Origin of the sequence: Chryseobacterium sp., assembly GCF_022712095.1 — a bacterium.
In the GTDB taxonomy this organism is placed as follows: Bacteria; Bacteroidota; Bacteroidia; order Flavobacteriales; family Weeksellaceae; genus Chryseobacterium.
This window is the reverse complement of the sequence record NZ_JALAHD010000219.1, coordinates 1-15,940: the sequence shown is the minus strand read 5'-3', so window position 1 is coordinate 15,940 and position 15,940 is coordinate 1. Positions and strand designations below refer to the sequence as shown.

Below are 15,940 nucleotides of genomic sequence, written 5' to 3'. Positions count from 1 at the left end.
GAATAAATACTCCAAGACATATTTTAAACTAAAGGCAGTTTAAAGTAAAAAGTACTTCCCTGATTGGGACTGCTTTCTACTCCAATTTCACCGTTTTGTTTTTCGATAAAGTTTTTTGAAATAGCTAATCCCAGACCTGTTCCGTTTTGATGCTCGCCCGGAACCTGGAAATAGCGATCAAAGATCTGACGGTGGTATTTTTCATCAATACCACTTCCGGTATCTGTGATGCTGAACCGGATGTATGAACCTTCTTTTTCTGTCTTGATCTCAATACTTTCATCCTGAAACGAATGTTTAATAGCATTGCTCAGAAAGTTATTCATCACCCATATCGTCTTACCAGAATCAGCACCGATAAAGCAGTTTTCATCAGCTAAATATTGAGCATTGATAGAAATATTCTTTTGTTCTGCAAGTTTCTCTACGTTTTTAATGGCAGTCTGTACAATCTCTTTTGGAGAGCATTTTTCAATATTTAATCTGATATTCCCCGTTTCCACCTGAGACAGATTAAGAAGTTCCCCTGTAATATCCAATAAACGTTGACCATCTTCATTAATACTTTTCAGTAATTCCTGTTGCTGATTATTTAACGCTCCGAATTTTTGATTGCCCAATAGCTGCACTCCCATTTTGATTGCAGCAATAGGAGTTTTTAATTCATGAGAGATTGTAGCAATAAAATTGGTTTTTGCAAAATCGAGTTCCTTGAAAGGAGTAATGTTTCTTAGAAGAATTACTTTTCCGATATATTTTTTCTCTTTTTCCCCTGTCTTTACAATATTAATTGGGATAATATCCTGTTCAAAATAATTCTCTTTATTCTCGGTAACAATTTTCAGAGGTTCCTGATCCGGATGATCTATATTTTTCAGTAGTTCACGGATAAGATCATTATTTACGGCTACTTCATGAGCAGTTTTTCCAATAATTTCTTCTTTATGGAGATTGGTGATTTTTAACGCCTCATTATTAATCATATAAATGAAATGGTTTTCATCCAGCCCGATTACAGCATCATGCATATTGTTTACAAGAGTTTCGATCCGCTTTTTATCCATTAATTGTTTGGAAAGAGTACTGCTTTCGTATTCCTGAAGCTTTTCCGCCATAACATTAAATGAATGGGCCAGATCATTGAATTCTTCACTTCCTTTAAAATGAACCCTTTCATTATAGTTCTTCTCTGCAATCTGCTTGATACTGAAAGTTAACTGATTGATTGGCTCTGCGATCGTTTGAGGCAGATTAAATAACAGTACAAATGCAATAAGAAAACATACCGTACCCAGACTTACAATCCAGAAAGTGGCATTTTCTGCTGTAATGATAGCAATATCACTCTTCCGTTCGATGCTTTTCATGTTCAGGGACATGATTTTCACCAGATCTTCCCGGATAAGCTTTTCTTTCTCAGGAGTAGGCTGCTGAAGGTAACTTTTAAAATGAAGGTTCAGGTTTAAGGTGGCCTCTTTCTCTCCGGATTCCGTAAGGTTTTTTTCCTGTAACAGATTGTTTTTTTGGAAATCTTTTATAGCAACTGCACTGTCCGTACCTATTTTATCTAAAGCTAAAAGCATGTTCTGAGAAAATTCCAGACTGTTATAATTGGCGATAAGGATCTTTTCAGTATCTGATTTCAGCTTATTGATATATACGGAACCTATAACCGAAAGCAATACGATCAGTAAAAATAACAGCCCTACACCCAATGTGAGTTTCGTTTTAAGTTTCATGACTTTAAGATAAAATAATAATATCGATTTGCCTTTCGTTCAGTCTGTTCATCAGAGTATAAATCCAGCTGTATCCAAAAATCCTATGCCATAGTTTAGGGTGAGGTTTACCTATACATACCGTGGTCATATTATGTTGAATAACATATTCCAGAATTCCTTTATGTACGCTCTTTTCTCTAATTCTTACCACTTTGGCTCCCAATTCCTGTGCTAAATTAAAATTATTAATTAAATATCGTTGCTTATCCAGTGCTATTTTTTCCGGATTTTCTGAGGGTCTCTGAACATATAAAACCGTCCAGGGACCATTATAATAGCTTGCCAGACGGGCAGTCTTTCTGATGATATTTTTGGCAATCTTTTCATTACTGCTGATACATGCGAGAAACCTGATAGGTTTAAAATTCTCGGTTTTGATTTCTGTTTCTACCTTTCTTTCCACATGGGTTGCCACTTCCTTAAGGGCCAGTTCCCTGAGCTGAAGAATAGTTCCGCTTTGAAAAAAATTGTTTAGGGCAGTTTGAATTTTCTCTTTTTTATAAATTTTCCCTTCTTTGAGCCTTGTCAGGAGCTCATCAGTTGTTAAATCTATATTCACGACTTCATCCGCTAATGCAAGAATCCGGTCCGGAACTCTTTCTGAAACCTCGATTCCGGTGATTTTTTTGACTTCTTCATTTAGACTTTCAATATGCTGGATATTTATGGCACTTATCACATTAATTCCATTATCAAGGATTTCCATGACGTCCTGCCATCTTTTTTTATTTTTAGAACCCTCCACATTCGAATGGGCCAGTTCATCTACTAAAACTACTTCCGGATGTTCGTTGATGATAGACTGTGTATCCATTTCATCGAGGCTTTTACCTTTATAAAACACCGATCTTCTGGGGATTGCAGGAATGCCCTCTGCCAATGCGGAAGTTTCTTCCCTTCCATGGGTTTCTATATAGCCTATTTTTACACCAATCCCATTTCGCAGTAAAGCATGGGCTTCCTGAAGCATCCGGAAAGTTTTTCCGACCCCAGCACTCATCCCGATATAGATTTTAAATTTTCCTTTTCGGGATTTTTGAATTAATTCTAAAAAATGTTCTGCTGATGACATAAAGTGAATCTTAAGAAGTTAAAACCAGGCTGCAAGGCTCGTTGTAATGAAAAAATTTCCTTGCTTATTTTCTTCATTTTTTACAAAAATGGCATCTCTGGAAGTAAATCCTCTGGCTTCGGTACGGAATATTACATTCTTAAAAATCGTATAATCTATATTGAAAGAATATCCATAAGTCTGAAATCCATTGGGTGTTCCTGTTTTGATGATAACTCCGTTTTTGTCATTGTAGTATTCCAGTCTTCCGGCTACGGCCCATTGATCATCCATTTGATATTTCATCAGAATATTAGGAGTGTACCAGATATTGTACTGCTTACTGTTCTTTAATTTCTGCTCTGCACCGATATCAAATCCTATTACTGCGGACCAGGCATCTGTCAGCTGAAAGTTACCATATAAATCATGAAAATAACGCATTTTTTTATCCTTTTTAGGTTGATCATTTCCAATAAAAGAACTGCTGTTTAAAGTAATATGATCATCAGGTTTATAAATAAGCAGATGCCCGAAAGAAATACTCTGATTACCTTCGGTTTTGGCAATACGCTGCCAGCCGTTCAATACCAGTCCGCTGATCATCCATTTCCCGTTGTCCGAATGGTAGGAGATTTTGGCTCCTGTTTCAAAATAAGGAGAATTCTCGGCAGCAAGGCTTCGTGTCAGATTTATGTTATCCTTTCCAACGGCACTTTCCCATCCTATGTGGGAAGGCATGATCCCGACATCTATCCAGATGTTTTTATTTTTAGAGATTTTGATTCCTATATTGGCTTCATTGATATATTTCAGGGCATCCTGTTCCGCTGCCATATTATCCTGAGTATACGTTCCTGCCATTAAAGCAAGATTAGCCCGTATTTTATTATCCTGATAAGCAGCTTTTATAAGCCCTAAATTAAGATTGATCTCATTGTGCCGGTTATAAGAATATAAAAAGTTCTGTCTGGAATGATTGGATGGCTCATTAAAATCATAAGTGTAAAATAATTCGGCATAGGCTGAAAAGGTGACATGTTTTTTCAATGAATCCGAGGATTGGGCTTGAGAAAAAGAAACACTGGCCATAAAGCAAATGATGATATACTTTTTCATGAGAATCATTTTATTTAAGGTTGTCCAATGCAATATTAAGCTTCAATACGTTCACTTTAGAAGGACCTAAAAGAGGGTTCTCTGTATGCTCCCGGATTAAAGCTTCTATTTTGTTTTCAGGGAGGTTTCTTTCTTTAGCAATTCTTTTGACCTGATACAGAGCTCCTTCTTCTGAGATATCAGGATCAAGACCGCTACCGCTGGCTGTTACCAATTCTACAGGAACCGCTGTGTTTTTCATCTCAGGATTCTGTATTTTCAAAGAATCAATTCTCTTTTGCACCGTCGAGAGATACTCTTCATTACTCGGTCCTTTATTGCTGCCTGCACTTCCTGCCGCATTATAATCAATGGCAGAAGGTCGTCCATGGAAATATCTTGGAGAAGTAAAATTCTGCCCGATATTTGTGTATAATTTTTGTCCTTTATGGTTAATAATTTCAGCCTTGCCGTGAGTAGGAAGAAATAAAGAACCTATATAAACAAAACCTAAGTAAAGAAGTACAATAACCAGCATTACTATGGTTAGTCTTAATGCTGAGGATATATAATTTTTCATTTTTACAATCTTTAAAAGAATAAACTGATGAATAAATCGATAATTTTTATTCCAATGAAAGGAATGATAATACCTCCCAGGCCATAGATCAGGAGATTTCTTCTTAATAAGGCACTTGCTCCGATTGGTTTATATGCCACTCCCTTTAAAGCCAAAGGAATTAAAGCAGGAATAATAACCGCATTGAAAATGACTGCTGAAAGTATAGCTGATTCTGGGCTGTGAAGATTCATAATATTCAGCTTTTGGAGAGCGGGAATAAAGGTGATAAACAATGCCGGAATAATGGCAAAATATTTAGCGACATCATTAGCAATACTGAAAGTAGTTAAAGTCCCACGAGTCATCAAAAGCTGTTTTCCGATTTCTACAATTTCGATAAGTTTGGTAGGGTCATTGTCCAGATCCACCATGTTTCCGGCTTCTTTAGCAGCCTGTGTTCCACTGTTCATTGCTACTCCTACATCAGCCTGTGCAAGGGCAGGAGCATCATTCGTTCCGTCTCCCATCATGGCAACCAGTTTTCCTTCCTGTTGCTCCTTTTTAATGTAGTTCATTTTGTCTTCAGGTTTGGCCTCTGCAATAAAATCATCTACACCGGCTTTTTCAGCGATGAATTTAGCGGTTAAAGGATTGTCGCCCGTTACCATTACGGTTTTCACTCCCATTTTTCTCAGACGCTGGAAACGTTCCTGGATTCCGGTTTTAATGATATCCTGTAGCTCAATAACGCCCCATACTTTTTCATTAATACATACCACCAAAGGAGTTCCTCCATTTTCCGATATATGAGTAACAGCATCCTGGGTTTCCTGAGGGAAAGTATTTCCGGCTCTTTCAGTCAGTTTCTTAATAGTATCATAAGCTCCTTTACGGATTCTTATATTTTCAAAATCAATTCCCGAAGTTCTGGTTTCAGCTGTAAAATCGATATAAACGGGGTTGTCGACTAAAAGATCTTCAGGTTTTAACTTACTTAATTCAATAATGGATTTACCTTCCGGAGTTTCATCTGCTACAGAACTTAATGCTGCAGCTTTAATAAAATCATTCATCTGAATATCAACAGAAGGGTGAAAGCTGGTCGCCTTACGGTTTCCGATTGTAATAGTTCCCGTTTTATCAAGCAATAAAACATCAATATCTCCGGCTGTTTCTACTGCTTTACCGCTCTTGGTGATTACATTGGCTCTTAATGCTCTGTCCATTCCTGCGATCCCGATTGCAGAAAGCAGTCCTCCGATTGTGGTCGGGATTAGACAAACAAAAAGAGAAATAAATGCTGCAATGGTAATAGGAGTCTGTGCATAATCTGCAAAAGGTTTCAAAGTAACTGTGACGATAATAAAGGTAAGGGTGAATCCTGCCAAAAGTATCGTTAAAGCAATTTCATTAGGTGTTTTCTGTCTCGAAGCTCCTTCTACCAGTGCAATCATTTTATCGAGGAAAGACTCTCCCGGCTTAGTGGTTACTTTCACTTTAATCCGGTCAGAAAGAACTTTTGTTCCTCCCGTTACAGAGCTTTTATCACCACCGGCTTCACGGATGACGGGGGCACTTTCTCCCGTAATAGCTGACTCATCTATCGTGGCAAGTCCTTCTATAATTTCTCCATCCATAGGAATCTGATCTCCTGCTTCACACAGAAATAGATCTCCGAGCTTCATTTCAGCAGACATTTTCTGAGCGGTTTCTATTTGAAATCCCGGCTTATTGTCTAGGATAAGTTTAGCGGGAGTTTCTTCACGTGTTTTTCGTAAAGTGTCAGCCTGAGCTTTTCCTCTGGCTTCAGCTATAGCTTCAGCAAAATTGGCGAACAGAACAGTAAGGAAAAGTATGATGAAAACAGAAAAATTATATGAAAAACTGCCCTGCGACTGGCTTCCTGTTAAGCTGAGCATGCTTACAATGAACATAACAACTGTTCCTATTTCCACCAGAAACATCACAGGGTTTTTACACATGATTTTAGGATTAAGTTTTATAAAAGACTGTTTAACAGCCTCGTTAACCAAATCTTTTTGAAATAATGTCTGCGAATGATTTTTCATTTTTTTAATGATTAAATTTTATTTTGAAAAATAATGAAGCTGTTCAGCAATAGGTCCCAGGGTAAGAGCTGGAAAGAACGATAGAGCGGCGATAAGAAGAATAACAGCCAGTGTCATAAATCCGAATGTTGCTGTGTCGGTCTTTAAAGTTCCCGAACTTTCAGGGATGTATTTTTTTTGTGCCAGTAAACCTGCAATAGCAATAGGTCCGATAATCGGTATGAATCTCGAAAATAATAAAACGACTCCTGTGGAAATGTTCCACCATGGCGTATTGTCACCTAATCCCTCGAAACCAGAACCGTTATTGGCAGCTGATGAGGTGAATTCATATAATATTTCGCTAAATCCATGAAATCCCGGATTATTCAGGGTATTAGCTCCGAATTCTGGAAAATAAGCGGTAAGAGCAGTTCCTGTTAAAATAAGGAACGGATGAAACAGCGCCACTATCATGGCAATTTTCATTTCTTTGGCTTCCACTTTCTTACCCATAAATTCCGGAGTTCTTCCGACCATCAGTCCACTGATGAATACAGCAAGTATAATGAACACGAAATAATTCAAAATTCCGACTCCGCATCCTCCGTAAAAACAGTTGATCATCATAGCTAATAACTGATTCATTCCGGAAAGGGGCATCATACTGTCATGCATTGAATTAACTGATCCTGTAGAAATTACGGTAGTGGCAATACTCCAATAAGCTGATGCAGCACTTCCAAAACGGATTTCTTTCCCTTCCATAGCACCTAAATCATTACTGGCCCCCATATGGGTAATCAATGGATTTCCATTAGTTTCATTTATAACGGTAGGGACAGTAAGAGCTATAAATCCGATGGTCATCACTGAAAATATGACCCATGAAAGCTTTTTTTTGTTTAAATAAAAACCTAAAGCAAATACCAGAGCAAAAGGAATGATCATTTGAGTGACCATTTCGGTCATATTCGTAAAATAGTTGGGGTTTTCAAGAGGATGTGCAGAATTGGTTCCGAAAAATCCTCCACCATTGGTTCCTAGGTGCTTGATTGCTACGAAAGCCGCTGCTGGACCTCTAGAAACCTCTGCTTTTTGACCTTCAAGTGTGGTGATGTGATCTTTTCCTTCAAAGGTCATAGGAACTCCATTGGCAGATAAAATGAAGGCCACTACAATACTTATGGGAATCAATATTCTGGTGATAGATTTGGTGAAGAAATCATAAAAGTTACCCAATTGGGTGGTTGTTTTCTCTTTAAATGCCTTAAAAAGAACAGCCATAGCTGCCATTCCAGTGGCTGCTGTTACAAACTGAAGGAACATCAGATAGAGCTGGGTGAGGTAGCTGACTCCTGTTTCTCCTGAATAGTGCTGTAAATTACAGTTGACTAAAAAAGAAATAACCGTATTAAAGGCCAGATCAGGGCTCATATCAGGATTTCCGTCAGGGTTCATGGGAAGCCATGATTGATTGAGAACAATAAAAAATCCTATGATAAACCATACCAGGTTAATAGTTAGCATGGCAAACATATTTTGTTTCCATGTCATTTGCTGGTTAGGACGGATTCCTGATATTTTGTAAATGAAATTTTCTACAGGTTGCAGGACAGGGTCCAGGAAAGTCTTTTTATTACCATATATATCAGCAATATATTTACCTAAAAGGATGCCTATAATGAGAGTAATGATAAACATGGCGAGGATGCCTAAAATTTCTGTATTCATGATGCTTTAAAATTTTTCAGGTTTTATTAAAACATAACAGATGTATACAAAAGCGAGAATGGAAAGAAAAAATAAACTCCACATATTCTTATATTTTATCAAAAAGTTCAACAGATCGATATAAAAGCCAAAACATCACAATACTTAGTATGAGTAAACAAAAGGCTATCATATGGCGATTATTAAGATTAATATAGTCAGCAGCACATAAGCGACTAAAAGATTACTGAATTTCGAGTGATCTTGTTTTTTTACTGTTTTTTTGGATGTTGTCATTGTAACAATATTTATATAATGAGCATATGCCAAAAGAAAGTCCATTCCTGATTTTTAAAATTTATATAATTGCATATGAGCTTGTTATGTAGATTTAATCTATTTTGTGAAAACAAAAAAGCCTATCAAAATGATAGGCTCTTAATCAAAATGATAAGCTTGATTTATCTTAATTCGTATTCTTCCAGTTTTCTGTAAAGAGTAGCTATTCCTATTTCCAGTAATCTGGCTGCTTCGGCTTTATTTCCTTTGGTATACTGTAAAACTTTCTGAATATGTTCTTTTTCCAGCGATTTAATACTGAAAGAATCGTTTTCAGAAGCTGTTTTCCCTGAATAATGGGGTAGACTTTCTGTATCCAGTGTTTCATTATTCATTAAGATCAAACTTCTTTCTATTGTGTTTCTTAATTCACGGATATTACCTTTCCAGTCATTTTTCTCCAGAGTTTTATAATAATCAGGAGCTACCTCTATTGAGGTAAGATGCAGCTTGTGAGAGAATATCTCAATGAAATTTTTAGCCAGTAGCTTCAGGTCCTCTTTTCTTTCCCGCAAAGGAGGAAGTGTGATTTCAAAAACGTTTAACCGGAAATACAGATCTTCCCGGAAGTGTCCCTGCCTGATTTCTTCTTCAAGGTTTCTGTTGGTAGCTGCTATAAGCCTGAAGTCTGATCTGGAAACTTTGGTTTCTCCCATTTTGATAAACTCTTTTGTTTCCAGAACCCGGAGAAGTTTTGCTTGTAATTCGACGGGCATTTCTCCTATTTCATCCAGAAATAAGGTTCCGCCGTTGGCTTCTTCTATCAGCCCTTTTTTATCCTTTACCGCTCCTGTAAATGCTCCTTGTTTGTGACCGAAAAGTTCACTTTCAAGTATTTCCTTACTGAATGCAGAGCAGTTAATAGCTACAAAATTATGCTTTTTGCGTTCGCTTCCTTCATGGATAGCATTGGCAAAAACCTCTTTTCCGGTCCCTGTTTCTCCTGTCAATAAAACCGTAGCATCAGTGAGGGCTACCTTTTCTGCCAGTTTTTTAGCCTGAAGAATAGCAGATGAGCTTCCGATGATTTGGTTAAATCCTTTTTGAGCTCCGGATTTTTGAGCTATTCTGCTTTTGTTATCTTTAGCTTTTTCAAGGGCTTTATAAACAAGGGGAATAATTTTTTCGTTATCATCTCCTTTCACCAGGTAATCATAAGCTCCGTTTTTCATCGCCTGTACAGCATCTGTGATATTCCCGAATGCGGTCATAAGAATAATTTCCAGATGAGGGTATTTGGTTTTAATAGACTTTACAAGCTCTACACCAAAAGCATCAGGGAGTCGCACATCGCTTAATACCACATCAAAATCATATTGCTCCAGCATAGTAAGAGCAGATCTTGCTGTAGAGGCTTCTTTAACATTGAAGTTTTCCTGGGAAAGAATCATTCCCAAGAGTTTTAAAAGTTTGACTTCATCATCAATGATTAAGATATTCCCGGACATGGTATTCATTTTAAGAAAATAAACTACAAACTTAAGTAAACTTACAGAGAAAAATGAATTTTTTGTTTTATTCCCGCAGATTGTGCGGATGATGAGGGGCTTTTTTGAATGGGGGAAGATGGTTTGATGGTGGTTATTTTTTCATTTTTCACAGATTGAGAATGACGCAGATTTTTTGTGAATGGGTTATAAGGGAAAGGTTTTTAAAAAATTGAAGCTGATTTTAAAACGGAAAGAGGAATGGTGAAGGATTATAATGAGGATGGGTTTGAGAAATTTTTTTTTAGCTAAACTATTTATTATTTACCTTTTCAAACAGAGTGATAGATTTAATAGTATTGAAATAGAGAAGTGTTCTTTTTCTATTCCTTATTTTTGTACTTCATTCTGAATTAAACAGAATGAAATGAACTGAAATATGACTGATAAAAGATATAAAGAAGTAATTCATACTGATAAGAATAATTACGAATATATTACAATAACCAACGATGAAAATAAGGTAAGAATATATACGCTCAACAACGGATTAAAAGTTTTTCTTGCCCAGAATTTTGATGCGCCCCGCATACAGACATTCATTCCAGTAAGAACCGGAAGTAATAATGATCCTTCTGATAATACCGGATTGGCCCATTACCTTGAACATATGATGTTTAAAGGAACTTCTAAAATAGGAACCCGGAATTGGGAAAAAGAAAAGGCTTTGCTGGATCAGATTTCGGAACTTTATGAAGAGCATAAAGCAGAACAAGATCCGGAAAAAAAGAAAGAGATTTATAAAAGAATAGATGAGGTTTCACAGGAAGCCAGCCAGTATGCTATTGCGAATGAATATGATAAGGCAATTTCCTCTTTGGGAGCAAGCGGCACGAATGCTCATACATGGTTTGATGAAACTGTTTATAAAAATAATATTCCGAATAATGAACTTGAAAAATGGCTGAAGATTGAGAAAGAAAGATTCTCAGAGATTGTTTTACGCCTTTTCCATACCGAGCTGGAATCTGTTTATGAAGAGTTTAACCGGGCTCAGGATAATGATTCAAGATTGGTTAATTATGAATTAATGGATGCTCTTTTTCCTGTCCATCCCAATGGGCAGCAAACCACACTCGGAAGAGCAGAACATCTTAAAAATCCTTCTATGAAGGCTATTCATAAATATTTTGAGGAATATTATGTCCCTAATAATTATGCAATGGTCTTAGTGGGTGATCTTGATTTTGAGAAGACAATCCAGCTTATTGATCAATATTTCGGAACTATTCCTTACAGGGAACTTCCGGAAAAAACTCCTGTTATTGAAAAACCGGCCGTGGAAATTGTAGCAAGAACGGTGAAAAGCCCTACGGTTGCGAGAGTTCAGATAGCTTGGAGAACTGAAAGTTATGGAACTAAAGAGGCCATGTTAGCAGATATTATTGCTAATATTTTGAGTAACAGAAATGAAGCAGGATTGATGGATCTGAATATTAACCAGACTCAAAAAATGCTTTGGGCGCAGGCGTATTCTTTAGGGTTAAAACAATATGGATATTTCTCTATCGTAGCAGTTCCAAAAGAAAACCAAACGCTGGATGAAGGAAAGGAAATGGTTTTGGAACAACTGGAATTGGTGAAGAAAGGGGAATTCCCGGACTGGATGTTACCCGCCATTGTCAATGATTTTAAACTTCAGCGAATGAAAGGCCTGGAAACAGCGGAAGGTTTAGCTACCAATCTTTATGATACCTATATCAAAGGAAGAACCTGGGAGGAGGAACTTAATGAAATGGATGTGTATGAAGGTTTTACAAAACAGGATGTGATGGATTTTGCCAATGAGTTTTTCAAGGATAATTACGTTATTATTTATAAAGAAAAAGGAGTCAACGATAAATTATTAAGAGTCGAGAATCCCGGAATTACTCCTGTGAAGATCAATCGCGAAGCACAATCGGAGTTCTTACGCGAAATTCTTGCAGATAAAACGGAGGATATACAGCCCGAATTCATAGACTATGACAAAGAAATCAGTAAAGATACGGTTAAAGATAAAAAACTGAATTTTGTTAGAAATAAATACAATGATATAGCACAGGTGCATTTCATTTTCCCTATGGGTAGTGACCATGACCGTGAATTAGGTATTTCCACTCAGATTCTTCAGTATCTGGGAACGGATCAGTATTCCCCGGAAGATCTTAAAAAGGAATTCTTTAAAATAGGGATAAGTAATGACTTTAAAACCACATCTGACCAGCTTTTGATTTCATTAAGCGGATTGGAGGAAAATATAGAAAAAGGGATTGCACTTCTGCAGCACTGGATGATGAATGTAAAACCGGATCAGGAGATTTATCATCAGTTTGTAGGAACAGTTATGGAGAATAGAGATGCTGTGAAGAAGGATAAGAACCGGATTATGACAGCTTTGTCGAATTATACGAAGCTTGGGAGTTATTCCCGGTTTACGGATGTTATTTCTAAAGAGCAGTTGGAAACCAGCAATGTGGAAGTCTTTACAGAGAGGATGAAGAAGTTATTTAAATTTCCTTATCAGATATTTTTCTATGGTAAAAACTTCGATCATTTCAAAGAATATATTGGAAATTATATAGAAGCAAGCAGCGAAGCTATTCCTGAGCCCAGACAGTTTCCTGAACCTGTAACAGAAGGGAATGTGTATTTTTCCAATTATGATATGGTTCAGATGGAAATGAGCAGGATAGGGAAGGGACATCTTGTGAATACCGGAAATTTTGGTAAGATCAATGTCTTTAATGAATATTTCGGAAGAGGTCTTTCTTCCATTGTATTTCAGGAGATCCGTGAAAGTAAAAGTTTAGCCTATTCTGCCTATGTTTCCTATGCTCCCAATGGAGAACTGGGGCATCCGGATTATGTGACCACGTATATCGGAACGCAGCCGGATAAACTTCAGATTGCAGTAGATACACTGGAAGAGCTGATGAACGAACTGCCGGAAGTTCCTATTCAGTTTGAAAATGCAAAAAATGCAGCTTTAAAGCAGATTGCTTCAACAAGGATTACGAGAACAAATATATTTTTTAATACATTGAAGCTTAAAAAACTGGGGATTTCTTACGATTTCAGGAAGGATATTTATCAGCAGATCCTGACTCTGGATTTTGATGAATTGAAGAATTTTTATCAGACAGAGATAAGGCCCTTGCATTTTAATACGGCTATTATCGGTAAAAAAGAAAACCTGAATTTTGACGCCATAGGAAAAATGGGTGTTTTTAAAGAAGTAACTCTGGAAGAAATTTTTGGATTTTAGAGATGATTTAAATTCTGTGGAAAATCTTTATTTGCTTTAAAATTTCAAAAATACATCAGGAACTTCATCTTTTTAGAAAAAGTGGTTAAATCATACTTAAAAGTACCCTTGTCGTAATTATAGTCTTATTACTCTTGAATACAAAAAATATTTTTCATGTGAATGTTCTGAAAACAGTTTTGGAAATATTTAGATCTTAGGGGCAGGATTTTAACAAAAAAAATAAAAGCATTAGCTTTTCTGGTAAGAGAAAACTGTCAATTTTCAAAAGCAATAAGAATAGTAATACCTTCGCTCAGGCGCAGGTTATTTTCTATTTGTTGCTGGTTATGGCAGTGCCTCTCTTACAATAGATGTAGTCCTACGCTTTCTTATTTTTTAATCTCGAATAAAGAATATTTTTATAACCCGTCAAGTTTTGTCGCTGTACGGTTATATTTTTATACCCACATACAATAATAACTGCCTATGAAAAAAAGCTCTAATTAAACCACCCACTTAAAAAAGTGAGTATTTACGAGATAAGCAAAGAAAACCAGTTTATCATAACCAAATGAGTATTAAAACTAAAAAAAAATTACGTCCTAGTTTTAATCTCCACAAAATGAATTATATTTGTCACAATAAAAACACAAACATTAATATGAAGAAAAATTTAACTTTCTGGTTATTTCCTGTAACCTTAGGTCTGATTGCCATGCATTCCTGCAGTTCCGAAGACGACTATTTTAAAAGTCAGGATGAGAAATATACGACTAATAAATTCCAAGTGTTTTCTTCACAGGATGGCAAAACAGTCAATTATGCAGATGGGTTTAAAACCCTGATGGAAAGATATGACAGTCTTTACAATGTAAGCCACACGGCAAAGACTATGAAAAGATCTTTCAGCAAGTCTGAAAATATAGCTGATCAATACATCGAATTTAATATCCGTTCACAGGAATTTACAACTGATAACAATGAAAAATATGTACTTTTTCCATTAATAAGGAATTATCAGGTAGATGGCATAATGGTTGCGTCTCTAAGAGAAGATGAAACCATAGTCGAATATTACGAGATGTCAACAGATGGAAAGAACTATCGGGAAATATTGAGTCTGTTTAAGGCGCAGTATGTAAAAACTACTGTAAATAAGAGGCTAAGTAAGTCCGCCTGTGGTTTTGACGGTTATCCTCCGTGTGATATTGATACTGTGATCATTACCGTACCCAAAGGAAATGGTAATGGAACAGGCTTACCTCCAGGTGGAGGCGGGGGAACATCGGGAGGATGTTCTATCTATGAAAACTGTATTGATAATAACCTTGATGGCGGCGGCGGTGGCGCTCCTGAACTTGGGCTAAGCCCTTGTTTCAGAACAAAACTTTTGATTTCCAAACAGCAGATAAAAGAAAAAGTAAATACATTGTTTGACCAGGCTAAGCAGACGGGGGTGAACAGTGGTGAAAAGGGATTTATGGCAAATTCCAATGGTTCAACAAGTCCAATTATAACAGGCGCGGAACATAGTGCAGATTTTGGGGATATATCAGGATATGAAGGCTTTTATCATAACCATACACCTGGTGGGATTAAAATATTTTCCCCTGCTGATATTCGCAAACTGTTTGAATTTATTATCAAGTTGCCTGCGGGAACTTCTCTTGATACAGCTTTTGCAGGTGTGGTAGCTACTGAGGTATGTGGGGGTGGTTGTCCTGATGGGTATGAATATTTTTATTATGTTATGACCTATATAGGGAATTCAAGCGATGCGGGAACTCTATACAACCATGTGCATTCTTTGAATTTCGAAGACTTAGATAAAGCTTACAAAAGATATGAACAATCAATAAGTAATAAGCCAGGCAATTCTTCACAATATGGGAATTATACAGGAAATAAAGCATTAGAAAAACTATTTTATAATACCCTTAATAAAATGGGAATTAAAAGCAATCAGATCAATTTACAGAGAATAGATCAAAACGGAAATATAACCAATGTAACGTACGATGCTAACGGTAATCCGCGGGACACACAATGCTCTTAATATTTTAAAATAACAATTATGAAAACAATATTCACATTATTTGCTTTAACAATAAGTTTAATTACATGTAAAGCACAACAGGTTTACCCTTTAAATACTTACTATGAAGATGTTCCTGACTATTCTTATATGAAGGACCTTAATAATGAACTTATCCCTTATGTGGGAACTTATAAAGCTATCCATAACGGAAATGAAATTATCTTAATCATCACTAAAGAAGATAAGAAATTACAAGAAATATTAAATAAAAAATTTTATGAGGATGTTCTTCATGTTAAATACACTGTAAAAGATATAGCAACAGGAACTATTCTAGATGATAATTTAAATCCAACAAGTTCAGATAAAAAAGAAATAGAAAGCATGGGAACAAATGTATTGGATAATAATAGTCTTTCTTTAAGCTATGATGGTACTAAATGTGGCATAGGATGGGGTAAAATAATATTAAAGAAAATCAATAATATCCAATTTACTTGGGACTATCGCCCTAATTCTAGGGTTTTTAGTGGTAATGACTGCCCTGATAGTAAAAATATTAAAGTTTATCTTCCTTATACCAAAAACTTAATT

Annotated in this window: 10 protein-coding genes; 3 read left to right on the top strand and 7 right to left on the bottom strand. The window is 36.3% G+C overall.

Features of this window, described 5'->3' with window-relative positions; genetic code table 11:
• Positions 1–23 precede the first annotated feature (23 nt).
• The 7 genes from Q0A18_RS11545 to Q0A18_RS11515 all read right to left on the bottom strand — a co-directional run bounded on the left by Q0A18_RS11545 (position 24) and on the right by Q0A18_RS11515 (position 10,040).
• Positions 24–1,739, bottom strand: coding sequence for an ATP-binding protein (locus Q0A18_RS11545; protein ID WP_292010299.1), 1,716 nt, complete (start codon positions 1,737–1,739; stop codon positions 24–26).
• Between the two features lie 4 nt (positions 1,740–1,743).
• Complete coding sequence (locus tag Q0A18_RS11540) at positions 1,744–2,853, bottom strand: sensor protein KdpD (RefSeq protein WP_292010298.1); 1,110 nt, start codon at positions 2,851–2,853, stop codon at positions 1,744–1,746.
• An 18-nt stretch (positions 2,854–2,871) separates the two neighbouring features.
• Positions 2,872–3,951, bottom strand: a complete 1,080-nt coding sequence (locus Q0A18_RS11535; protein WP_292010297.1) for a porin — start codon at positions 3,949–3,951, stop codon at positions 2,872–2,874.
• A gap of 10 nt (positions 3,952–3,961) precedes the next feature.
• Complete coding sequence (locus Q0A18_RS11530) at positions 3,962–4,510, bottom strand: potassium-transporting ATPase subunit C (protein ID WP_292010296.1); 549 nt, start codon at positions 4,508–4,510, stop codon at positions 3,962–3,964.
• Between the two features lie 11 nt (positions 4,511–4,521).
• A complete protein-coding gene (gene kdpB, locus Q0A18_RS11525) occupies positions 4,522–6,561 on the bottom strand; it encodes a potassium-transporting ATPase subunit KdpB (RefSeq protein WP_292010295.1) in 2,040 nt (679 codons plus the stop codon).
• Between the two features lie 18 nt (positions 6,562–6,579).
• Positions 6,580–8,274, bottom strand: coding sequence for a potassium-transporting ATPase subunit KdpA (gene kdpA, locus Q0A18_RS11520; RefSeq protein ID WP_292010294.1), 1,695 nt, complete (start codon positions 8,272–8,274; stop codon positions 6,580–6,582).
• Between the two features lie 440 nt (positions 8,275–8,714).
• The gene (locus tag Q0A18_RS11515; protein ID WP_292010293.1) at positions 8,715–10,040 is read right to left on the bottom strand and encodes a sigma-54 dependent transcriptional regulator; all 1,326 of its coding nucleotides are present in this window, start codon (positions 10,038–10,040) and stop codon (positions 8,715–8,717) included.
• 418 nt (positions 10,041–10,458) lie between these two features.
• Here Q0A18_RS11515 and Q0A18_RS11510 point away from each other — a divergent pair, with 418 nt between their 5' ends.
• The 3 genes from Q0A18_RS11510 to Q0A18_RS11500 all read left to right on the top strand — a co-directional run.
• The gene (locus Q0A18_RS11510) at positions 10,459–13,326 is read left to right on the top strand and encodes a M16 family metallopeptidase (RefSeq protein WP_292010292.1); all 2,868 of its coding nucleotides are present in this window, start codon (positions 10,459–10,461) and stop codon (positions 13,324–13,326) included.
• Positions 13,327–13,969: 643 nt separating this feature from the next.
• Positions 13,970–15,364: a hypothetical protein gene (locus tag Q0A18_RS11505; protein WP_292010291.1), complete on the top strand. Its 1,395-nt coding sequence runs from the start codon at positions 13,970–13,972 to the stop codon at positions 15,362–15,364.
• A gap of 18 nt (positions 15,365–15,382) precedes the next feature.
• On the top strand, positions 15,383–15,940 hold a 558-nt coding region (locus Q0A18_RS11500; protein WP_292010290.1), incomplete at its 3' end, for a DUF6705 family protein.